The sequence below is a fragment of the Streptomyces vinaceus genome (genome assembly GCF_008704935.1).
In the GTDB taxonomy this organism is placed as follows: Bacteria; Actinomycetota; Actinomycetes; order Streptomycetales; family Streptomycetaceae; genus Streptomyces; species Streptomyces vinaceus.
Map to the genome: position 1 here is coordinate 4394187 of NZ_CP023692.1, position 21432 is coordinate 4415618.

General features: G+C 72.5%; 18 protein-coding genes. 13 read left to right on the forward strand and 5 right to left on the reverse strand.

Annotated elements, in window-relative coordinates; all coding sequences use genetic code 11:
* Positions 1–147 precede the first annotated feature (147 nt).
* The 4 genes from CP980_RS19900 (at position 148) to CP980_RS35205 (ending at position 3743) form a co-directional block, all read left to right on the forward strand.
* Positions 148–1674, forward strand: coding sequence for a flavin-containing monooxygenase (locus tag CP980_RS19900; protein WP_150530283.1), 1527 nt, complete (start codon positions 148–150; stop codon positions 1672–1674).
* Positions 1671–2603, forward strand: coding sequence for an alpha/beta fold hydrolase (locus CP980_RS19905; RefSeq protein WP_132757444.1), 933 nt, complete (start codon positions 1671–1673; stop codon positions 2601–2603). The genes CP980_RS19900 and CP980_RS19905 overlap by 4 nt, the downstream gene beginning before the upstream one ends.
* Complete coding sequence (locus tag CP980_RS19910; RefSeq protein WP_132757442.1) at positions 2600–3493, forward strand: SDR family oxidoreductase; 894 nt, start codon at positions 2600–2602, stop codon at positions 3491–3493. The genes CP980_RS19905 and CP980_RS19910 overlap by 4 nt, the downstream gene beginning before the upstream one ends.
* 76 nt (positions 3494–3569) lie before the next feature.
* Entirely contained in the window at positions 3570–3743 is a 174-nt protein-coding gene (locus tag CP980_RS35205) for a hypothetical protein (RefSeq protein ID WP_165937297.1), read from the forward strand.
* Positions 3744–3860: 117 nt separating this feature from the next.
* Here CP980_RS35205 and CP980_RS19915 read toward each other — a convergent pair whose 3' ends face one another.
* Positions 3861–7169: a S41 family peptidase gene (locus CP980_RS19915; protein ID WP_150528742.1), complete on the reverse strand. Its 3309-nt coding sequence runs from the start codon at positions 7167–7169 to the stop codon at positions 3861–3863.
* Positions 7170–7366: 197 nt separating this feature from the next.
* Here CP980_RS19915 and CP980_RS19920 point away from each other — a divergent pair, with 197 nt between their 5' ends.
* Both CP980_RS19920 and CP980_RS19925 read left to right on the forward strand, forming a co-directional pair.
* Entirely contained in the window at positions 7367–7957 is a 591-nt protein-coding gene (locus tag CP980_RS19920; protein WP_132757438.1) for a TetR/AcrR family transcriptional regulator, read from the forward strand.
* A 111-nt stretch (positions 7958–8068) separates the two neighbouring features.
* Positions 8069–10270, forward strand: a complete 2202-nt coding sequence (locus tag CP980_RS19925) for an MMPL family transporter (RefSeq protein ID WP_150528743.1) — start codon at positions 8069–8071, stop codon at positions 10268–10270.
* Positions 10271–10362: 92 nt separating this feature from the next.
* Here CP980_RS19925 and CP980_RS19930 read toward each other — a convergent pair whose 3' ends face one another.
* A complete protein-coding gene (locus CP980_RS19930) occupies positions 10363–10782 on the reverse strand; it encodes an SsgA family sporulation/cell division regulator (RefSeq protein WP_132757434.1) in 420 nt (139 codons plus the stop codon).
* A gap of 180 nt (positions 10783–10962) precedes the next feature.
* Here CP980_RS19930 and CP980_RS19935 point away from each other — a divergent pair, with 180 nt between their 5' ends.
* From CP980_RS19935 to CP980_RS19950, 4 genes are read left to right on the forward strand one after another with little or no spacing between them, the layout of a single operon-like run.
* A complete protein-coding gene (locus CP980_RS19935) occupies positions 10963–12030 on the forward strand; it encodes an energy-coupling factor ABC transporter permease (protein ID WP_150528744.1) in 1068 nt (355 codons plus the stop codon).
* A 1-nt stretch (position 12031) separates the two neighbouring features.
* Positions 12032–12793, forward strand: coding sequence for a cobalt ECF transporter T component CbiQ (gene cbiQ, locus CP980_RS19940; RefSeq protein WP_150528745.1), 762 nt, complete (start codon positions 12032–12034; stop codon positions 12791–12793).
* Positions 12781–13575, forward strand: a complete 795-nt coding sequence (locus tag CP980_RS19945; RefSeq protein WP_132757430.1) for an energy-coupling factor ABC transporter ATP-binding protein — start codon at positions 12781–12783, stop codon at positions 13573–13575. The genes cbiQ and CP980_RS19945 overlap by 13 nt, the downstream gene beginning before the upstream one ends.
* Positions 13576–13603: 28 nt before the next feature.
* Positions 13604–14773: a serine hydrolase domain-containing protein gene (locus CP980_RS19950; protein WP_132757429.1), complete on the forward strand. Its 1170-nt coding sequence runs from the start codon at positions 13604–13606 to the stop codon at positions 14771–14773.
* 76 nt (positions 14774–14849) lie between these two features.
* Here CP980_RS19950 and CP980_RS19955 read toward each other — a convergent pair whose 3' ends face one another.
* From CP980_RS19955 to CP980_RS19965, 3 genes are all read right to left on the reverse strand, one after another.
* Positions 14850–16487, reverse strand: coding sequence for a penicillin-binding transpeptidase domain-containing protein (locus CP980_RS19955; protein ID WP_150528746.1), 1638 nt, complete (start codon positions 16485–16487; stop codon positions 14850–14852).
* A 120-nt stretch (positions 16488–16607) separates the two neighbouring features.
* Positions 16608–16811: a hypothetical protein gene (locus tag CP980_RS19960; RefSeq protein WP_132757425.1), complete on the reverse strand. Its 204-nt coding sequence runs from the start codon at positions 16809–16811 to the stop codon at positions 16608–16610.
* An 82-nt stretch (positions 16812–16893) separates the two neighbouring features.
* A complete protein-coding gene (locus CP980_RS19965) occupies positions 16894–18690 on the reverse strand; it encodes a dolichyl-phosphate-mannose--protein mannosyltransferase (protein ID WP_132757423.1) in 1797 nt (598 codons plus the stop codon).
* Positions 18691–18913: 223 nt separating this feature from the next.
* Here CP980_RS19965 and rsmI point away from each other — a divergent pair, with 223 nt between their 5' ends.
* The 3 genes from rsmI to CP980_RS19980 all read left to right on the forward strand — a co-directional run bounded on the left by rsmI (position 18914) and on the right by CP980_RS19980 (position 21402).
* Positions 18914–19822, forward strand: a complete 909-nt coding sequence (rsmI, locus tag CP980_RS19970; RefSeq protein WP_373312948.1) for a 16S rRNA (cytidine(1402)-2'-O)-methyltransferase — start codon at positions 18914–18916, stop codon at positions 19820–19822.
* 161 nt (positions 19823–19983) lie between these two features.
* Positions 19984–20487: a hypothetical protein gene (locus CP980_RS19975; RefSeq protein ID WP_373312949.1), complete on the forward strand. Its 504-nt coding sequence runs from the start codon at positions 19984–19986 to the stop codon at positions 20485–20487.
* Positions 20488–20511: 24 nt separating this feature from the next.
* Positions 20512–21402 carry a TatD family hydrolase gene (locus tag CP980_RS19980; RefSeq protein ID WP_132757421.1) on the forward strand — a complete coding sequence of 297 codons (891 nt, stop codon included), beginning with the start codon at positions 20512–20514 and terminating at the stop codon, positions 21400–21402.
* Positions 21403–21432: the final 30 nt, after the last annotated feature.

The following is a 21432-nucleotide window of genomic DNA, read 5'->3' on the forward strand; positions in this document are numbered from 1 at the left end:
GGCGCAGCCTATGGCGTACCGACAGTAACTTTCCGGGCGCGACCTCTACCCATGAGTACGGAGCTGCTCTACTCTCCCGATTGTGCCAGTGATTGCTGGCAGTGTTGCGCTGTGGGGCTGCGGAAGGCGGCAGGCATGAGCGGTGGCATGGGTGGGCGCGAGCACGTACGCGTGGCGGTGATCGGATCCGGGTTCGGCGGACTCGGCGCGGCCGTACGGCTGCGGCGCGAGGGGATCACGGACTTCGTGGTCCTGGAACGGGCCGATTCCGTGGGCGGGACCTGGCGGGACAACAGTTATCCCGGGTGCGCGTGCGACGTCCCCTCCCATCTCTATTCGTTCTCGTTCGCGCCCAATCCCGACTGGCCGCGGACCTTCTCGGGGCAGCCGGCCATCCGCGCCTACCTGGAGCACGTCGCCGACACCTTCGGGCTGCGCCCGCACGTGCGGCTGAACTCCGAGGTGCGGATGATGCGCTGGGACGCCGACCGGCTGAGGTGGGAGATCGAGACCGCGGCCGGTGAGCTCACCGCCGACGTCGTGGTCTCCGCCACCGGGCCGCTGTCCGACCCGAAGATGCCGGAGATCCCCGGACTCGCCGCGTTCCCCGGCAAGGTCTTCCACTCCGCGCGCTGGGACCACGACTACGACCTGCGCGGCAAGCGCGTCGCCATGATCGGCACCGGCGCCTCGGCCATCCAGATCGTGCCGGCGATCGCGCCCGACGTGCGGCGGCTCACTCTGTTCCAGCGGACCCCGCCGTGGGTGATGCCGCGCACCGACCGGGCGATCAGCGGCGCCGAGCGCTGGCTGCACCGCCAGCTGCCGTTCACCCGGGCGGCCCGCCGCGGGCTGCTGTGGGGGATCCGGGAGCTCCAGGTCAGCGCCTTCACCAAGCGGCCGAACCAGCTCGGGCTCATCGAATCCCTGGCCAAGGCCAACATGGCGCGCTCGATCAAGGACCCGGAGCTGCTGGCCAAGCTGACGCCCTCGTACCGGATCGGCTGCAAGCGGATCCTGCTCTCCAGCGAGTACTACCCGGCGCTGGCCCGGCCCAATGTGGACCTGGTCGCCTCCGGGCTCCAGGAGATCCGCGGCAACACGCTGGTCGCCGCCGACGGGACGGAGACCGAGGCCGACGCGATCGTCTTCGGCACCGGCTTCCACGTCACGGACATGCCCATCGCGGACCGGGTGGTGGGCGCCGAGGGCCGGACGCTGGCGGACCACTGGAAGGACGGGATGCAGTCGCTGCGCGGCGCGACGGCGGCCGGCTTCCCGAACTGGATGACGATCATCGGGCCGAACACCGGGCTCGGCAACAGCTCGATGATCCTGATGATCGAGTCGCAGCTGAACTACATGGCGGACTACCTGCGCCAGCTCAGTGTGCTCGGCGGACCGGTCGCGCTCGCGGCCCGGCCGTCGGCCGTGAACCGGTGGAACCGGCAGGTCCAGACCCGCATGGAGCGCACCGTCTGGAACACCGGCGGCTGCACCAGCTGGTACCTGGACGCGCAGGGGCGCAACACGACGGTCTGGCCGGGCACGACCGGCGAGTTCCGCAAGGAGACGCGGAGCGTGGACCTGTCCGAGTACGAGGTCATCCGGCTCCGGGAGGACCGGCCCGAGCGGGTCCCCGCCGGCGCCGGGAACGCGGAGGGCGCCGCGTGAGCCGGACCGCGTACGTCACCTCCGGGCGCTACGCCCCGCCCGCCGCCCGGCGGGAGCTGGTCGCGGTCTCCGCCGACGGGGCCCGGCTGCACGTGGAGGAGCACGGGGACGAGGGCGCGCCGGCCGTGGTGCTGGCCCACGGCTGGACCTGCTCCACCGCCTTCTGGGCCGCGCAGATCCGCGAGCTGGCCCGCGACCACCGGGTCATCGCCTACGACCAGCGCGGGCACGGGCGCAGCCCCGCCGCCTCCCGGTACGCCACCGGGGCCCTCGCCGACGACCTCGTCGCCGTCCTCGGGGCCACCCTGGCCCCCGGGGAGAAGGCGGTCGTCGCCGGGCACTCCATGGGCGGCATGACGATCATGGCCGCCGCCGGGCGGCCGGAGTTCGCCGAGCACGCCGCCGCCGCGCTGCTGTGCAGTACCGGCAGCGCCCGGCTGGTCGCGGAATCGTTGGTCGTGCCCCTGCGCCCCGGGCGCGTACGGACCCGTATCACCGGCGCGGTCCTCGGGGCGCGCGCCCCCCTCGGGCCCGTCACGCCCCTCGCCAAACGGGTGCTGAAGTACGCCACCATGGGCCCCGGGTCCGCGCCCGACAAGGTCGAGGCCTGCGCCCGCATCGTCCACGCCTGCCCCACCGGGGTCCGCCACGCCTGGTCCGCGGTGCTCGCCGGGCTGGACCTGGAGGCCGACCTCGCGGCGCTCACCGTGCCCACCGCCGTCATCGGCGGCAAGGACGACCGGCTCACCCCGATCGTGCACGCCCGGGGGCTGGCCGCCGCGCTGCCGCGCTGCGTGGGGCTGACCGAACTGACCGGCATGGGGCACATGACGCCGATCGAGGCCCCCGAGGCGGTCACCGGCGCCATACGCGAGCTGACCGTCCACCTGACGCACGTGACCGACGAACTGAAGGAGACGACGCCGTGAGCGCGAGCAGGAGTCTGGAAGGCCAGGTCGCCGTCATCACCGGCGCGGCCCGCGGGGTCGGGGAGCTCCTCGCCCGCAAGCTGTCCGCCCGCGGCGCGAAGGTGGCGCTGGTGGGCCTGGAGCCGGAGGCCCTCAAGGAGGTCTCCGAACGGCTGCACACCGACAGCGAACACTGGCACGCCGACGTCACCGACCACGAGGCGATGGCGCGCGTCGCGCAGGAGGTCAAGCAGCGGTTCGGCAAGATCGACCTCGTCGTGGCCAACGCGGGCGTCGCCGCGGGCGGGCCTTTCGCCGACTCCGACCCCGAGGCCTGGCGCCGGGTCATCGAGGTCAACCTGATCGGCGGGGCGGTCACCGCCCGCGCCTTCCTGCCCGTACTCACCGAGAGCCGCGGCTACTTCCTCCAGATCGCCTCGCTCGCCGCGATCACCCCGGCGCCGATGATGAGCGCGTACTGCGCCTCCAAGTCGGGCGTCGAGGCCTTCGCGCACTGCCTGCGCGCCGAAGTCGGCCACAAGGGCGTCAAGGTGGGCGTCGGCTACCTCTCCTGGACCGACACCGACATGGTGCGCGGGGCCGACCAGGACGAGGTCATGCGGGAGCTGCGCGGACGGCTGCCGTGGCCGGCGAACCGCACGTACCCGCTGGGCCCGGCGGTGGACCGGATCGTGGCCGGCATCGAGCGGCGCTCGCCGCACGTGTACGCCCAGTGGTGGCTGCGCGGGATGCAGGGCGTGCGCGGCTACCTGCCCGGGATCATCGCGACCGTCGGGCAGCGGGAGATGAAGCGCTTCGAGCCCCGGCTCGCGAGCGTCTCCCGGGGGCTCGTGGGGGCCGGGGGCGCGGCCGACGAGAAGGAACGGACGTCGGCCACGGAGCGTCATTGATCGAAATGCGAGCTTTGTCCGCTCGTGCAAATCTGGTCGCAGCCCGGTCCCCTACACCCCTCCAGGAGTGAACAGCATGGGCATCAAGGACCAGTTCCAGGACAAGGCGCGCGAGCTCAAGGACAAGGCCGACCAGGCCGGCAGGAGTGCGAAGGACGAGGCGTCCCAGCGCGGTGCGCACGCCTCCGAGCCGGCCAAGAAGAAGAAGGAAAAGGTCCACGACGAGCTCGACGACAACTGGGACTTCTGACGCCCGGAGTTCGACCGGAGTCCGTCGCGGAAGTTCGGCAGTTCGGAAGTGAGGAAGGGGCGCGGCCCGTGCAGTGCACAGGCCGCGCCCCTTCCCCGTGTTGCCGCGGCAGGCGCCCTACGGCCTCGGCGGCAGCTTCGGACGCCTCAGGTCCGGTACGTCCGCGTACCCGGGCGGCACCGCGGCCGGCTCCTGCTCCAGCAGCTCCACCGCCAGGAACACGGCGTCGTCCAGCTGCGCGTGCCGCCCCTCCGCCCAGTCGAGCGGGGTCCGCAGGATCGCCAGGTCCGGCTCCACGCCGTGGTTCTCCACCGACCAGCCGTACTCCGGGAACCAGGCGGCGTTCATCGGCACCGTGATCACCGTGCCGTCGCCCAGGGTGTGCCGGCCGGTCATCCCGACCACCCCGCCCCACGTGCGCTGGCCGACCACCGGCCCGAGCCCGAGCAGCTTGAAGGCCGCCGTGATCATGTCCCCGTCCGAGGAGGTCGCCTCGTCGGCCAGCGCCACGATCGGACCGCGGGGCGCGTTGGAGGCGTAACTGACCGGCTGGGCGTTGCGCGTCAGGTCCCAGCCGAGGATCGAGCGGGTCAGCTTCTCCACCACCAGCTCGCTGATGTGCCCGCCCGCGTTGCCGCGCACGTCCACGATCAGCGCCGGCCGGGACATCTCCATCCGCAGGTCCCGGTTGAACTGCGCCCAGCCCGAGCCGCCCATGTCCGGGATGTGCAGGTAGCCGCACTTGCCGCCACTGAGCTCCCGGACCACCGCGCGCCGCTTGGAGACCCAGTCCTGGTAGCGCAGCGGCCGCTCGTCGATCAGGGGCACGACCGCCACCCGCCGGGCCCTGCCCTCGCCCTCGGCCGGCTGGAAGGTCAGCTCGACCGTGGTGCCGCCCGCCGCCGCGAGCAGCGGGTACGGCCCGGCCACCGGGTCCACGGGCCGGCCGTCGATGTGGGTGAGCACGGCTCCCTCCCGGATGCCGGTGCCGGCGAGCGGGGAGCGGGCCTTGGAGTCGGAGGACTCGCCCGGCAGGATCCGGGCGAGCATCCAGCCCTCCTCGCGGGGCACGAAGTTGGCGCCGAGCAGACCGATGGGACGGTGGTAGTGCGGCGGGCCCTCGTTGCGGCGCGCGGGGGCCACGTACGCGTGCGAGGTGCCGAGCTCGCCGAGCACCTCGCGCAGCAGGTCCGCGAACTCGTCGGGCGTGGCGACCCGTTCGACCAGGGGGCGGTACTGGCGCAGCACCCCGTCCCAGTCGATGTTGCACATGTCCGGCTCCCAGAAGTACGCGCGGATCAGCCGGCCGGCCTCCTCGAAGGCCTGGCGCCACTCGGAGGCCGGGTCCACCTCGTGCAGGATGCGCCGCAGGTCCAGGTAGACGGTGGAGTCGCCGTCCCCGGACTCGGTCGAGGGGACCGCGCGCAGATCGCCCTCGTCGTTGATGACGAGCCGCGTGCCGTCGCCGCTGACCGCGAACCAGTCCAGTCCGGAGGCCAGTTCGCTCTTGCGCGCCTTGGTGATCTCGAAGTGCTCCAGGGTGGGCTTGCCGCTGGTGTCGGTCGGGTTGGCGAAGGTCTCGCCGAGCGCGCCCGAGATCGGCCAGCGCAGCCACACCAGCCCGCCGCCGCTGACCGGGTACAGGGCCGAGTACTTCGACGCCGTCACCGGGAACGGGGTGACGCGGCTCTCCAGCCCCTCGACCTCCACCATGACCGCGCCCTCGCCCTCGCCGGACTCGCCCTCGCCCGGGTCGAGTCCGCCCGCCGCCGGGCGCCCGTCGGGGGTGAACGCGAACGGCGAGGGGGTCGCCGAGGACAGCGGCACCAGGTACGGGCGGCAGCCCAGCGGGAAGGACAGGTCGCCGGTGTGCACGTCGTACACCGGGTCGAACCCGCGCCACGAGAGGAACGCCAGGTAGCGGCCGTCGCGGGTGAAGACCGGGTTCTCGTCCTCGAACCGGCCGTTGGTGACGTCCACGACGGAGCGCGGGCCCGGGCCGGCGATCCGGGCCATCTTGATCTGGCGCAGCGAACGTCCGATGCCCGGGTGCGACCAGGCCAGCCACGTCCCGTCGGGCGAGAACGCAAGGTCGGTGACGGGCCCGTTGATGGACCGGATCAGCTCGGTCACCCCGCTGCCTCCCTCCTCGTCCGCCGGGGCGCCGGCCTCGTCGTCGGAGACGCCGATGAGCAGCAGCCGCCCGTCGTTGGAGGCGACCGCGAGCCGCTCCCCGTCCGGATCGGAGAGCAGTTCCAGTACGCGGCCCAGCTCGCCCGAGGCCAGCCGGCGCGGCTCCCGGTCCCCGGAGGCCCGCGGCAGGTAGGCGATCTCGATCGCGTCCTCGCCCTCCGCGTCCGTCACGTACGCGACCCGCCCGCTGCTGCCGAGCATCTCGGGCAACCGCACCCGTACGCCCGGGGTGTCGGCGATGGTCCGGGCCGGCCCGTCGCGGTGGGTGAGCCAGTACAGGCTGCCGCGGACGACGACGGCGCTGGCCCGGCCGGTGGTGTCGACGGAGAGCGAGTCGACGTGGCTGGCGGCCGGGACCTGGTACGTACGGCGGCCCGCGCGGGGGCCGCCGAGGCGGACGTCGAGTCGGCGCGGGGACGCCTCGGGCGCGAGGGAGTCGACGAGCCAGAGGTCCCCGCCGCACTGGTAGACGACGCGGGAGCCGTCGCTGGAGGCGTGCCGGGCGTAGAACTCCTCGTGGTCGGTGTGCCGGCGCAGGTCGGTACCGTCGGGCAGGCAGGAGTACAGGTTGCCGATGCCCTCGTGGTCGGAGAGGAAGGCGATCCGGCCGCCGACGAACATCGGGGCGTCCAGGTGGCCCTCGATGTGCTCCAGCAGCCGCTCGCCGTGCAGCCACAACCGGCCCATGGCGCCGCCGCGGTAGCGCTTCCAGGCGGCGGGCTCGTGCGGGGGCTTTCCGGTCAGGAGCAGGGTGCGCCGCTCCCCTCCCGGTTCGTCGTGGACGGCGATGTCGGAGACCGGCCCCCAGGGCAGCCTGCCGCCGGGCGAGCCGTCGGTCGGCACGCTGTAGGCCCAGGCGTAGTAGGAGAAGGGCTGCCCGTGCGAGGACACGGCGAGGATGTCGCTGCGGCCCTCCTTGTCGGGCGGGGTCCAGCCGCAGACGCGGGTGTCGGTGGCCCCCCAGTAGCTGAGCTGGCGGGCCGGACCGCCGTCCACCGGGGCGAGGTGGATCTCCGGGTCGAGGCTGCGCCAGGTCGTGAAGGCGATGTGCCGGCCGTCGGGGGAGAAGCGGGGGTGGCCGACCCGGGTCCGGTCGACCGTGATCCGCCAGGCCCGGCCGGGGCTGGCGCCCTCGGGGACCAGCGGGGCGACCCAGAGGTCGTCCTCGGTCGCGAAGCACAGCAGATCCTCGTGGAGGTGGGGGAAGCGGAGGTACGCGCCGTCGTGACTCACCCCACAATGCTTTCCGCGCCAAGGGGGGCTGGCAACTCGTACAGGTGATCCATGCCCGCGGCGGGTCGCACGAGGGGTGACCCGTGGGGTGACCGATGCCACTCGCCCGAACGAAACGGAACGGTTTCGTTTCGTTCGGGTCGGGGGTATCGTCATGGGTGTACGAAACGGTTTCGTTCGCAAGGGAGGTGCCGGAGATGCCCGAAGAAGTCTCGTCGCGGCGCAGCCGGATCACCCCCGAGCGGGAGGCCGAGCTCCACGAGGCGGTCCTCGACCTCCTGCGCGAGGTCGGTTACGAGGCGCTGACCATGGACGCGGTCGCCGCCCGTACCAAGTCCAGCAAGGCCACCCTCTACCGCCAGTGGGGGAGCAAGCCCGAGCTGGTCGCCAGGGCCCTGCGCTGTACCCAGCCGATGTCCCTCCGGGAGATCGACACGGGCAGCCTGCGCGGGGACTTCGCCCTGATGGTCCAGCATTCCGACGATGCGCAGATGGCGAAGGACACCGCGCTGATGCGGGGTCTGGCCCATGCGGTCCACGAGAGCCCCGAGCTCCACAAGGCCCTGCGCGAACTGCTGGTCGACCCGGAGATCACCGGTCTCCAGGCGCTCCTGCAGCGGGCCGTCGACCGGGGAGAGATCGCCCCGGACTGTCCGGCCGTCGCCTTCGTACCGCACATGCTCATCGGGGCGTTCATCGCCCTCCCGCTGATCGAGGACCGGTCCGTCGACCGCGCCTTCCTCGGTCACTTCATCGACGCCGTGGTCTTCCCCGCCCTCGGCGTCTGAGTCCCGCGACTCGTTCCTGCTGCTCCTGACACGCCGCTCTCGTCGTCGGGCCGGCTCTCCACGCCCTGATCCGTCCGGATCCACCACGACCTGAACGGGAGAACCGCCTCCGTGGCTACCTTCCTCTACCGACTCGGCAGGGGCGCCTTCCGGCGCCGAGGCCTCGTCGCCCTCCTGTGGGTGGCGCTGCTGTTCGCCGCCGGCTTCGGCGCGGCGACGGCCTCCGCACCCACCTCCGGATCGTTCTCGATACCCGGCACGGAGGCCCAGAAGGCCTTCGACGTGCTGGACAAGAAGTTCCCGGGCATGGCCGCCGACGGCGCCACCGCCCGGATCGTCGTCAAGGCGCCCGCGGGCTCCAAGATCGACGACCCGAAGAACAAGGCCGAGGTCGAGAAGATCGTCTCCGGCCTGAAGGACGGTCCGGGCAAGGCGCAGATCGCCTCCGTCGCCGACCCGTACGAGACCCACGCGGTCAGCCAGGACGGCTCCACCGCGTACGCGAGCGTCAAGTACACCGTCAGCGGCATGGAGCTGAAGGACGAGACGCGCGACGCGCTCAAGGACTCCGGCACCGCCGCCCAGGCCGCCGGGCTGACCGTCGAGATCGGCGGCGACGCCCTGATGACGGCCCCCGAGACGGGCTCCGGCGAGATCATCGGCATCCTGATCGCGGCGATCGTCCTCGTCATCACCTTCGGCTCGCTGGTCGCGGCCGGGCTGCCGCTGCTGACCGCGATCATCGGCGTGGGCATCGGCGTCTCCTCGATCACCGCCCTCGCCAACGTGCTGGACCTCGGCTCCACCACTTCCACGCTCGCGATGATGATCGGGCTCGCGGTCGGCATCGACTACGCCCTCTTCATCGTCTCCCGCTACCGCGTGGAGCTCGCCGCGGGCCATCAGCGGGACGAGGCCGCGGGCCGCGCTGCCGGAACCGCCGGTTCCGCGGTCGTCTTCGCCGGTCTCACCGTGGTCATCGCCCTCGTGGGCCTGGCCGTCGTCAACATCCCGATGCTGACGAAGATGGGCTTCGCGGCCGCGGGCACCGTGGTCATCGCCGTGCTCGTCGCCCTCACGCTGGTCCCGGCCATCCTGGGCTTCGCGGGCAAGAAGGTCCTGCCGGCGGGCAAGAAGAGCAAGCTGTTCGGCAAGGGCAAGCCGGCCGACGCCGAGCCCAAGGCCAACGGCGGCACCCGCTGGGCCCGCTTCGTCCTGCGCCGCCCGATCATGGTCCTGCTCGTCGGCGTGTTCGGCCTCGGCGCCATCGCGATCCCCGCGAGCAAGCTGGAGATGGGCCTGCCCGACGACGGCGCCCAGCCGGTCTCCACCACCCAGCGCAAGGCGTACGACCTGCTGTCCGACGGCTTCGGCCCGGGCTTCAACGGCCCGCTGATGGTGGTCGTCGACGGCGACAAGAAGCTGGCCGACGCGACCGAGGCCCGGATCAAGGGCCTGGAGGGCGTGGCCGCGGTCATGCCGCCGGCCCCGAACGGGGCCGGGGACGCATCGGTGATCACGGTCATCCCGAAGGACCGCCCGTCCTCGGCGCAGACCGAGGACCTGGTCCACACGATCCGCGACGGCAGCGGCGACGACGTCCTCGTCACCGGCGCGACCGCGATGAACATCGACTTCTCGCAGAAGATGAACGACGCGCTGCTGCCCTACCTGGCGCTCGTGGTCGGCCTCGCCTTCCTGCTGCTGATGGTGGTCTTCCGCTCAGTCCTGGTCCCGCTCAAGGCGGCGCTCGGCTTCCTGCTCTCGGTGGTCGCCGCCCTCGGCGCGGTCGTCGCGGTCTTCCAGTGGGGCTGGCTCGGCTCGCTCTTCGGGGTGGAGCAGACCGGTCCGATCATGTCGATGATGCCGATCTTCATGGTGGGCGTGGTCTTCGGCCTGGCCATGGACTACGAGGTCTTCCTCGTCACCCGCATGCGGGAGGCGTACGTCCACGGCGAGCGCCCGGGCCAGGCCATCGTGACCGGCTTCCAGTACAGCGCGCGGGTGGTCGTGGCGGCCGCCGTCATCATGATCGCGGTGTTCTCGGGCTTCATCGGGGCCAGCGAGCAGATGATCAAGATGATCGGCTTCGGTCTCGCCATCGCCGTCCTCTTCGACGCCTTCGTCGTCCGCATGGCGATCGTCCCGGCGGTGCTCGCGCTGCTCGGCCACAAGGCCTGGTGGCTGCCGCGCTGGCTCGACCGGCTGCTGCCCAACGTGGACGTGGAGGGCGAGAGCCTGCGCAAGCACCTCGAAGGCTCCGCCGGTTCCTCGGAGGGTCCGGACAAGGACCGCGAGCTGGTCAACGCCTGACCCGTCGGGTTCCCGAAGAACCGGCCCCGCACCTGATCACAGGTGCGGGGCCGGTCCCGTTCGGGTCCGGTCCCGCATTCCGTGCGGGTCCGTTACGCCTGCCGGGTGACGGCGGCGTTCGTACGGCGCAGGAAGCGGCGCAGCGCGGCGATGTCGAACTGGATCACCGCGACGCCCTCGGGGGAGTGGAACTCGACGACCGCCTGGACGCGGCCGCAGGGCCAGATGCGTACGTCGCCGGTGCCGGTCGGCGCCTGGAGGCCCGCTTCGAGGAGGGCGCGGGGGAAGACCCACTCGTTCTCGGTGCCCTCGGGGGAGAGCCCGGCGGGGAAGACGATCCGTACGGCCAGCGGCTCCGCGGGGGCGAAGCGCAGGGCGACCGGGATCTTCCGGAAGAGCGGGTCGTCGCTGATCACGCGGGCGGTCACGCGGTCCTCGACGGCGGCGGCGACGGCTGTGGCGACGGCGGTGGCGGCTGCGGCCGCGGGGGGATTCTCGGCGGTGGCTGACACGACAAGACTCCTCGAATCGGAACATATGAGTCCGTAGTGCCCCCAGCCTCGCACATTCCCACGAATCCGCGCGGAGGTATTCGTGGTGCCGACGCTCTTGCCAATGGTTTGCAATTGGGCACTATTCTTAAGCGGTTAAAGATTTGTCAGCTCGAAGACCGCAGGAAGCGGAGCAGCCCCATGCATGTGCCCGACGGCTTCATCGACGCCCCCGTCTCCATCGCCGCAGGTGTCGCCGCCGCGGGCGTGGTGGCAGTGAGCCTGCGCGGCGCCCGCCGCGAGCTCGACGAGCGCGCGGCGCCACTGGCCGGGCTCGTCGCCGCGTTCATCTTCGCCGTCCAGATGCTCAACTTCCCCGTGGCCGCCGGCACCAGCGGACACCTGCTCGGCGGAGCGCTCGCCGCGATCCTCGTCGGCCCCTATACGGGTGTGCTGTGCGTGTCCGTCGTCCTGCTCATGCAGGGCGTCCTGTTCGCCGACGGCGGGCTGACCGCCCTCGGGGTCAACGTCATGAACATGGCCGTCGTGACCGTGGTCGTCGCGTACGCCGTCTTCCGCGGGCTGCTGAAGCTCCTGCCCGACACCCGCCGCTCCGTCACCGTCGCCGCCTTCGCCGGAGCCCTGCTCTCGGTGCCCGGCGCGGCCGTCATGTTCACCCTGCTGTACGCCCTCGGCGGCACCACCGACGTCCCGCTCGGCAAGGTGTTCACCGCCATGGTCGGCGTGCACGTGCTGATCGGCATCGGCGAGGCCGTGATCACTGCGGCGACCGTGGGCGCCGTACTGGCCGTACGCCCGGACCTGGTGCACGGGGCGCGCGGGCTGGCCGCCCCGCTGAAGCTGCGCGTGGGGGGCGAACTGGTCGACGCCCCGGCGGCCGCCCCGGCCGCCGTCCCCGCCCCCGCGCGCTCCACGAAGTCCGTGTGGATCACCGGTCTGGTCACCGCCCTCGTCCTGGCCGGTTTCGTCTCCTTCTACGCCTCCACCAGCCCCGACGGCCTGGAGAAGGTCGCCGCCGACAAGGGCATCGACCAGAAGGTGAAGGAGCACGCCAGCGCCGACTCCCCGCTCGCCGACTACAGCGTCAAGGACGTCGGCGACGCCCGTCTCTCCGGCGGCCTCGCCGGTGTCATCGGCGTCGGCGCGACCGTCGCCGTCGGCACCGGGATCTTCTGGACCGTACGCCGGCGCCGCGCCGAGGACCTGACGGCCACCTCGACCGGTTCCACCGCGTCCTCGGCGGTCTGAGATGGGTGCGGGCCACGCCCACAAGCTCTACCGGCACGGGCACTCACCGATCCACGACCTGCCGCCCCACTGCAAGCTGGCCGCCGCCTTCGCCTTCGTCGTGGTCGTCGTCTCCACACCGCGCGAGGCGGTGTGGGCCTTCGGGCTGTACGCCGCCCTCATCGCCGCGGTCGCCGTGGCGGCGAGGATTCCGGCCGGTTTCCTGCTGCGGCGGCTGCTGATCGAGGTCCCGTTCGTGGCCTTCGCCGTGCTCATGCCCTTCGTGGCGCAGGGCGAGCGGGTCGAGGTGCTCGGCATGTCGCTCAGCGTCTCGGGTCTGTGGGGAGCCTGGAACGTCCTGGCCAAGGGCACGCTCGGGGTCGCCGCCTCCGTCCTGCTCGCCTCGACCACCGAGCTGCGGGCGCTGCTGCTCGGACTCCAGCGGCTCAAGCTGCCGCCGCTGCTGGTGCAGATCGCCTCCTTCATGATCCGGTACGGCGACGTGATCACCGACGAGCTGCGGCGGATGTCGATCGCCCGGCGCTCGCGCGGCTTCGAGGCCAGCGGGATCCGGCACTGGGGGGTGCTGGCCAAGACCGCCGGAGCGCTGTTCATCCGCTCCTACGAGCGCGGTGAGCGGGTCCACCTCGCGATGGTGAGCCGCGGCTACGCGGGCTCGATGCCGGTGATCGACGAAGTCGTGGCCACGCGCGCCCAGTGGGCGTACGCGGCCGTACTCCCGGCGGCGGCGCTCGCCGTCTGTCTGATGGGATGGACCCTGTGACTCCCTCTGCCCCGCCCCCCGCCCCCGCCTCGCCCGCCCCCGCCTCCCTGGAGGTCTCCGGCCTCGCGTACGCCTACCCGGACGGGCACCAGGCCCTCTTCGGCGTGGACCTGACCGTCGGACAGGGCGAGCGGGTGGCCCTGCTCGGCCCGAACGGCGCCGGCAAGACCACGCTGGTGCTGCACCTCAACGGCATCCTCGGCGGCGGGGTCGGCACCGTGACGGTGGCCGGGCTGCCGGTCGAGAAGCGGAACTTCGCCGAGGTCCGGCGCCGGGTCGGCATCGTCTTCCAGGACCCGGACGACCAGCTGTTCATGCCGACCGTGCGCGAGGACGTGGCCTTCGGCCCGGCGGCCGCCGGGATGCGGGGCGCGGAGCTGGAGACGCGGGTCCGCGAGGCGCTGGAGCAGGTCGGCATGGCCGGCTTCGCGGACCGGCCGCCGCACCACCTGTCCTTCGGACAGCGCCGCCGGGTCGCGGTGGCGACCGTACTGGCGATGCGGCCGGAGATCCTGGTCCTGGACGAGCCCTCGTCGAACCTGGACCCGGCGTCACGGCGCGAGCTCGCCGACATCCTGCGCTCGCTCGACGTGACCGTCCTGATGGTGACCCACGACCTGCCCTACGCGCTGGAGCTCTGCCCGCGGTCGGTGATCCTGAGCGAGGGGGTCATCGCGGCGGACGGACGCACGCAGGACCTGCTGTGCGACGAGGAGCTGATGCGGGCGCACCGGCTGGAGCTTCCGTTCGGCTTCGACCCCCGTTCGGTGTCGGTGGCATAAGTCCGACCAGGCGATTGTTGGACCGCTCGTGGACATCCAGGGTGAGGTGGCGGCCGGCTTCGAGGCCGTCCGGGACGCTTTCGTACGCAACTTCGAGGTGCTCGGGGACCGGGGCGCGGCCGTGGCCGTGTACCGGGACGGCCGCAAGGTCGTGGACCTGTGGGCGGGCTCGCGGGACGTCGAGGGCGGCGAGGACGGTGCGCCCTGGGCCGCCGGTACCGCACAGGTGGTGCGCTCGGCCACCAAGGGCGTCGCGGCCGTCGTACCGCTGCTGCTGCACCAGCGCGGTCTGCTGGACCTGGACGCGCCGGTGGGGGCCTACTGGCCGGAGTTCAAGGCGGGCGGCAAGGAGCGGGCGCTGGTACGGGACCTGCTCGCGCACCGGGCGGCCGTTCCGGCGCTGGACGTCCCGCTGACGCCGGGCGAGGCGGTGGACGGGGTCTCGGGGGCGCGCGCGGTCGCCGGGCAGCGGGCCTTCTGGGAGCCGGGCTCCGCCCACGGGTACCACGCGCAGACGTACAGCTGGCTGCTGTCGGAGCTGGTGTTGCAGGTGACCGGGGCCTCGCTGGGCCAGTGGCTGGCGCAGGAGGTCACGGGGCCGCGGGGGCTGGAGTTCTGGATCGGCCTGCCGGCGGCGGAGACCGGGCGGGTGGGCCGGGTGGGGCCCGTGGAGGCGCCCTCGGGGATGGCGGGCGGGCTCAGGACGCGTCCGCGGAGGAACGTTTCGCAGGCTTGGGACGACCCGTCCTCGCTGACCCGGCGGGCGTTCGCGGCGATCACCCCGCTGCCGGACGAGAACGCCCCGGAGTTCCGCGCGGCCGAACTCCCGGCGTCGGCCGGCATCGGCACGGCGCGGGGCCTGGCGGGCGTGTACGCGGCGCTGCTGGGCGATACCCAGGACGGACCGGGGCTGTTCACCGAGCGGACGCGCCGACTGGCGGGTACGGAGCTGTCGTCCGGCCCCGACCGGGTGCTGGTGGTCAACACGCGCTTCGGGCCGGGGTACATGCTGCACAGTCCGGCGTCGCCGCTGCTGTCGGCGGGGTCCTTCGGCCATCCGGGGCGCGGCGGGTCGCTGGGGTTCGCGGACCCGGAGTCGGGCGTGGCCTTCGGGTACGTGACGAACGCCCACGCCAAGTCGGTCACGGCCGACCCCCGCGCGCAGGCGCTGCTGCGGGCCGTTCGCGGCGCGCTCTGACCACCCTTCCCGGAGCCTCCCGGCTCCCCCCCCAGCGCATCGAACGCCGGGGGGCCGGACACACCGCGGTCCGGGCCTACGAGGCGTTCAGGACCGCGGCCACCAGCGGGCCCGCGGCGTCTCCGCCGTGGCCGCCGGCCTCGACCATCGCCGCCGCGGCCACGTCGCCGCTGTAGCCCGTGAACCAGCTGTCCGGGCTGCCGGCGCCGTCGACCTCCGCCGAGCCGGTCTTCGCCCCCTTGTCGCCGCCCACCGAGCTCATCGCCTGGGCCGCCGTGCCGCTGGTGGCGGTCAGCTTCATCATCCGGACCAGCTGCTGCTGGACCGAGGGCTTCATCTGCCGCGCCGCCTGCGCGATCGGCCGCCCGTCGAGCTCCGGCGGGACGAGGAGCGGCTGGTGGAAGGCCCCGCTGCGCGCGGTGGCCGTGAACGAGGCCACGTTCAGCGGGTTCATGGTGATCCGGCCCTGCCCGATGTACTCGGCCGCCGCCTCCGCGCCCTTCGCATCCGGCACTTGGCCGTCGGCCGAGCGGATGCCCGTCTTCCAGTTGTCCAGCCCGAGGCCGAAGACCTCCCTGGCCTCCTTCGCCAGCGCCGAGTCGTCGTCGACGTCGTCGATCTGCTTGATGAAGGCGGTGTTGCAGGACTTGGCGAAACTGGTCGCGAAGTTCGCGCCCGGCAGTTCGAAGTTGTTCAGGTTGTGGAAGGTGCGCCCGCCCCAGGAGGCCTCCTTGGTGCACTCCGCCGACTTGTCGGCCGCCGCCTTGCCGCGGTCGATCAGCATCGCCGCCGTCACGACCTTCATCGTCGACCCGGGCGCCCGCCGCCCCTCCATCGCCGCGTTGAAGCCGTCCTTGCGGTTGTTGGCGACCGCGAGGACGTGCCCGTTGCCCGTCTGGACGGCGACCACCGAGGACTCCGGGTACTTGGCCACGGCCTTCTCGGCCGCCGCCTGCACCTTGGCGTCCAGGTAGGTCTTCAGCGTGCTCGGCTCCCCCTCCACCAGCGTCAGCAGCGTCCGCTTCGGCGCGTCCTGGGCGGCCGGCTCGATCCACAGCTCGGCCCCGGGCTTGCCGCCCGCCTTGCCGCCGTACGTCTGGCGCAGCTGGTCGAGGACCGGCCGCAGCGAGGGGTACTTCTCGGCGCTGAGCTCCTCGCCATTGCGGTCCACGGCCTTGACCGGCGGGGCCGCGGGCGCGCCCGCGCGCAGCTTCTCGTCCTTCTGCAGCTGCGGGTGGATGACCGAAGGCTGCCAGTCGACGAGCGGCTTCCCGCTGGTCAGACCGCGTACGACGGTCAGCTTGGACTCGTACGCGAGGGGCTTGGTCGCGCCCTGGTACGTGACCTCCGCGGCGACGGCGAACGGGATGGTCGTGCCCGTCTGCGTCCCCGGAGTGATCACGGCCTTCGACACGTAGGCCGTGGCCCGGTAGCCGGCCACGGCGCTCTGCGCGGCCTGCACGTTGTTCGTCAGCTCCGCCGCGCCCTGCGCGTCCCCGGCCGCCCAGGCGGCGAGGAAGGCCTTCGCCGTCTGCGCCGCCTCCTTGTCGGTGACGGGCCCGCTGCCCTTCTCCGCCTTCACGGCGGTGTCTGCGGCGCCGTTCCCGCCGTCGTGGCCGCCGTCCCCGACCAGCGCGTACACCCCGTACCCGGCCCCGCCCACCATCGCGAGGAACACCCCGCCGACGATGGCCCCTTTCGCCGCCCCGTTCACCTACGTCCTCCCCAGATCCCCGTTGTTCTCTGAACATGTTCAAAGAACCTCTGGTGCGGACCTTACTCTGTGCAAACGGGGCGCGTACGGCTTGTTACCAGAACGGAACACCGCGGCCGGTCAGCTGACCGCGACCTTGGTCCCGTCGGGGAGCGTGCACCAGGTTCCGCCGTAGGGCTGGCTGGTCACCGTTCCCCCCTGGTCCGTGCACTCCGCGGACGTGATGGCCGGGGCCGCCGCCTGGGCCGTCGCGGCACCGAGGGCACCTGCTCCGGCCAGCGCCGCCGTGGCGAGAACGAGGCCGAGCAGTCGTCGTATGCGCATGACTCTTCACCTCCTCCTTCCAGCATGGCCACGGCCCGCCACCCCCGCGAGCGGTGACGGGCCGTGCCACGGGATCCGGCGGCTAGACCCAGGTGTCCAGCCACATGCGGCCGCGCCAGGAGTCCATCGGGAGCGTCTGGCCCGTGTAGATCGGCCAGAAGTAGATGAAGTTCCAGATGATGAGGAGGACCAGGACGCCCGCCGCGATCGCCCCCAGCGCGCGCCTTCGCTCCGTCGAGCCCGACGGGCCCAGCAGGGCGCCGATCATCATCGCCACCGCCAGACACAGGTACGGGACGAAGACCACCGCGTAGAAGAAGAAGATGGTCCGCTCCTGGTAGTTGAACCAGGGCAGCAGGCCCGCTCCCAGCGCGCACGCGATCGCGCCGGCCCGCCAGTCGCGGCGGAAGAACCACCGCCACAGCACGTACAGCAGCGCGAAGCAGCCCGCCCACCACAGCAGCGGGGTGCCCAGGGCCAGCACCTCGCGGGCGCACTTGCCCGCCTCCGTCGCCGGGCAGCCGTCCGTCCCCGGGTCGGGGGACTCGTAGAAATAGGAGACGGGCCGGCCCAGGACCAGCCAGCTCCACGGGTTCGACTCGTACGTGTGTCCCGAGGTCAGCCCGACGTGGAACGCGTAGACCTCGGTCTCGTAGTGCCACAGGCTGCGCAGCCACTCCGGCAGGAACGACAGCGAGCTGTGCTGGTCGTTCTTGGCGGCCCAGTCGCGGAAATAGCCGCCCTTGCCGTTGTCCGGGGAGAGGATCCAGCCGGTCCAGGAGGCCAGGTACACCGCGATCGCCACCGGCACCGTCGACAGGAAGCCGGGCAGCGCGTCGCGGCGCAGCATCGCCGCGTACGGGGCGCCCGCCCCCGCGGTGCGGCGCGCGGCCGCGTCCCACAGCACGGTCAGCACCCCGAAGAACGCCAGCACGATCAGGCCGTTCCACTTCGTGCCGAACGCCAGACCCAGGCAGACGCCCGCCAGGATCCGGTACGGGCGCCAGCCCAGGCGCAGGGTCTCGGCGACGGTGACGTCCGGGCGGGTGCGCCCCTGCTCGTCCACCGGGAGGGCGTCCGCGAGTCTGGCCCGGGCCCTGTCCCGGTCGATCAGCAGCGCCCCGAAGGCGGCCAGCACGAAGAACATCAGGACCAGGTCGAGCAGGGCCGTGCGGCTCATGACCAGGTGCAGGCCGTCCACCGCGAGCAGCGCGCCCGCCAGGCAGCCCAGGAACGTGGAGCGGAACAGGCGGCGGCCGATCCGGCACAGCATCAGCACCGACAGGGTGCCGAGCACGGCCGTCATGAACCGCCAGCCGAACGGCGTGAAGCCGAACATCCACTCGCCGAGCCCGATGACCCACTTGCCGACCGGCGGGTGCACGACGTAGCCGGGGTCCAGCGGGAGCGCGATCCCGTCGGGGTTGGCGAGGATCGACTTGTCGATGTCCTTCGGCCAACTCGCCTCGTAGCCCTGCCGGATGGTCGCCCAGGCGTCCTTGGCGTAGTACGTCTCGTCGAATATCACCGCCTTCGGGCTGCCCAGGTGCACGAAGCGCAGCACCCCGGCCACCAGGGCCACCAGCAGCGGCCCTGCCCACGCCAGCACGCGCTCCCAGGCGCCCGCCGCGGAGGGCGGGACCCCGAGCGCCGTCCACAGCTGCGCGGAGGGCCGGGCGTACGGGGGCACCAGGCGGGTGCGGACGTCCGGACTCGGGGCGGGCGCCCGCCCGGGGCCCGGACGCCAGGCGTCGCCGGGCGGCGCGTAGCCGAAGCTGCGCAGGCGGCGCAGCCAGGCGGACGGCTGGTCTGCGCGTCCCGCCGGAGGGGCGGGCGGGGCCCCCGCGGGGCTGGGCGGCGGCGTCGCGGTACTGGTCACCGGGTCATCGTAGGGAACGCGGCTGTGCGAACCCCAGTGCCGGGGACCCCTGGTGCGTGTGCCGGGTGGGACGGATGACGCGTGCGGGTGGGGCGGATGAGCGTGCCGGGTGGGGCGGACGACGGGTGCGGGCGGGACGGATGAGCGTGCCGGGCGGGGCGGACGACGGGTGCGGGCGGGACGGATGACATGTGCCGGGCGGGACGGCTGAGAGGATGGACGGGTGACGACTGACCAGCCCACCGGCTCCGAAACCCCCTCCCCGGCCTCCTCCTCCGCGGGCGTGCTCGTGCTCGCCGGCACCCCGATCGGCGATCTCGCCGACGCCCCGCCGCGGCTCGCGGCCGAGCTGGAGCGGGCCGACGTGGTCGCCGCCGAGGACACCCGGCGGCTGCGCCGCCTGACGCAGGGGCTCGGCGTGCACACCACCGGCCGCGTCGTCTCGTACTTCGAGGGCAACGAATCGGCCCGCACCCCGGAGCTGGTCGAGGCGCTGGAACAGGGCAGGCGGGTGCTGCTGGTGACCGACGCCGGCATGCCGTCCGTCTCCGACCCCGGCTACCGCCTGGTCGCCGCCGCCGTCGAGAAGGACATCAAGGTCACCGCCGTGCCCGGGCCGTCCGCGGTGCTCACCGCGCTCGCCCTGTCGGGGCTGCCGGTGGACCGCTTCTGCTTCGAGGGCTTCCTGCCGCGCAAGGCGGGCGAACGCCTCGGGCGCCTGCGCGAGGTCGAGGGCGAACGCCGCACTCTCGTCTACTTCGAGGCCCCCCACCGGCTCGACGACACCCTCGCCGCGATGGCCGAGGTCTTCGGCGCGGACCGGCGGGCCGCCGTGTGCCGCGAGCTGACCAAGACGTACGAGGAGGTCAAGCGCGGCGGACTCGGCGAGCTGGCGGCCTGGGCCGCCGAGGGCGTGCGCGGCGAGATCACCGTCGTCGTGGAGGGCGCACCGGCGGCCCGGCCCGGCGATGTGGACGTCGAGGAGCTGGTGCGCAGGGTGCGCGTGCGGGAGGAGGCCGGGGAGCGTCGAAAAGAAGCCATCGCGGCGGTCGCGGCCGAGGCCGGAGTACCCAAGCGGGAGGTCTTCGACGCGGTCGTCGCGGCAAAGAATGCGGCTCAAAAGGTGCTGTAAGACGGTAAAGGGCTAACCTGAAAAGCAAAGCTCAGACCGCGCACCGGGCGCTTTGGGACATGAGTCGCCCAAAGACCGTCCAACAGTCGACAGGGCCTGATGCGCTCCTGCCCGAAGAGGCGTCCACTGGCAATGGCACCAGTGGAACAAGAGGAGCTGGCATGAGTGAGATCGCAGACACCTCGGTACCCGTCCCCGCGCCCGCAGTGGCCGTACCCGTCGCCGTGCCGAAGCCGCTCGTGCACACCGTGCACGAGGCCTACTCCTTCGCCTGCATGAAGTGCGGCTACGGCTGGGAGCAGGGCTACGAGATCGAGCACCACGTCGACGGCCAGGGCCAGCCCTTCATCATCTACACCGTCAAGGGCGAGCGGGTCCCCTCCCCGCTGTCGAACCCGACCTGCCACAACTGCGGCGGGCACGTGGTGCGGATCATGCGCGAAGGCCAGGTGTCCTCGGTTCTCGGCACGATCGACAAGCTCTACCACCACCGCATCTCGCCCGGGATCGCCGGCCCGGTACCGGCCGGCGCGAACGTACCGCGGACCCCGAAGCAGCGCAGGACCCCGCCTCACGACTCCCCCGGGCCCGTCACGGCGGACGGAGGGCGCGCCGAGCGCGGGGGCTGGCTCTCCCGGCTGCTGCGGCTCTTGCGCCGGTCATGAGACGCCGGTCATAAGATCGGCCCCATGAGCACTGCCGCCAAGGACGCTTCCAGGGACACCCCGCCGCCGCTGCCCGAACCGCTGCGGGTCGCGGTGGCGGACTCCCACACCCACCTGGACATGCAGCGAGGCACCGTCGAGGAGGGCCTCGCCAAGGCCGCCTCGGTGGGCGTGACCACCGTCGTCCAGGTCGGGTGCGACGTGAAGGGCTCCCGCTGGGCGGCCGAGACGGCGGCGGCGTACGAGAACGTCCACGCGGCCGTCGCCCTTCACCCGAACGAAGCGCCCCGCATCGTGCTCGGGGACCCTGAGGGAGGCTGGTCCCGCCAGGGGGCGCGGGCCGGCGGCGGCGAGGCCGCGCTCGACGAGGCGCTGGCCGAGATCGAGGAACTCGCGAAGCTGGCGCACGTCAAGGCCGTCGGCGAGACCGGACTCGACCACTTCCGCACCGGACCCGACGGGATGGCCGCGCAGGAGCGTTCCTTCCGCGCCCACATCGAGATCGCCAAGCGGCAGGGCAAGGCCCTGGTCATCCACGACCGGGACGCCCACGCCGACGTCCTGCGCATCCTGCGCGAGGAGGGCGCGCCCGAACGCACCGTCTTCCACTGCTACTCCGGGGACGCCGACATGGCGCGCGAATGCGCCGCCGCCGGGTACTACATGTCGTTCGCCGGGACCGTGACCTTCAAGAACGCCGCGCCGCTGCGCGAGGCCCTCGCCGTGGCCCCGCTGGAGCTCGTCCTCGTCGAGACCGACGCCCCCTACCTCACCCCGGCGCCGTACCGCGGACGGCCGAACGCCCCGTACCTCATTCCGCTGACCGTACGGGCGATGGCGGCGGTGCGCGGGATCGACGAGGACGCGATGGCCACCGCCCTGGCGGCGAACACCGCCCGCGCCTTCGGCTACTGAGGGGCCGCCGACCCGCCGCGCCCGCCCCGA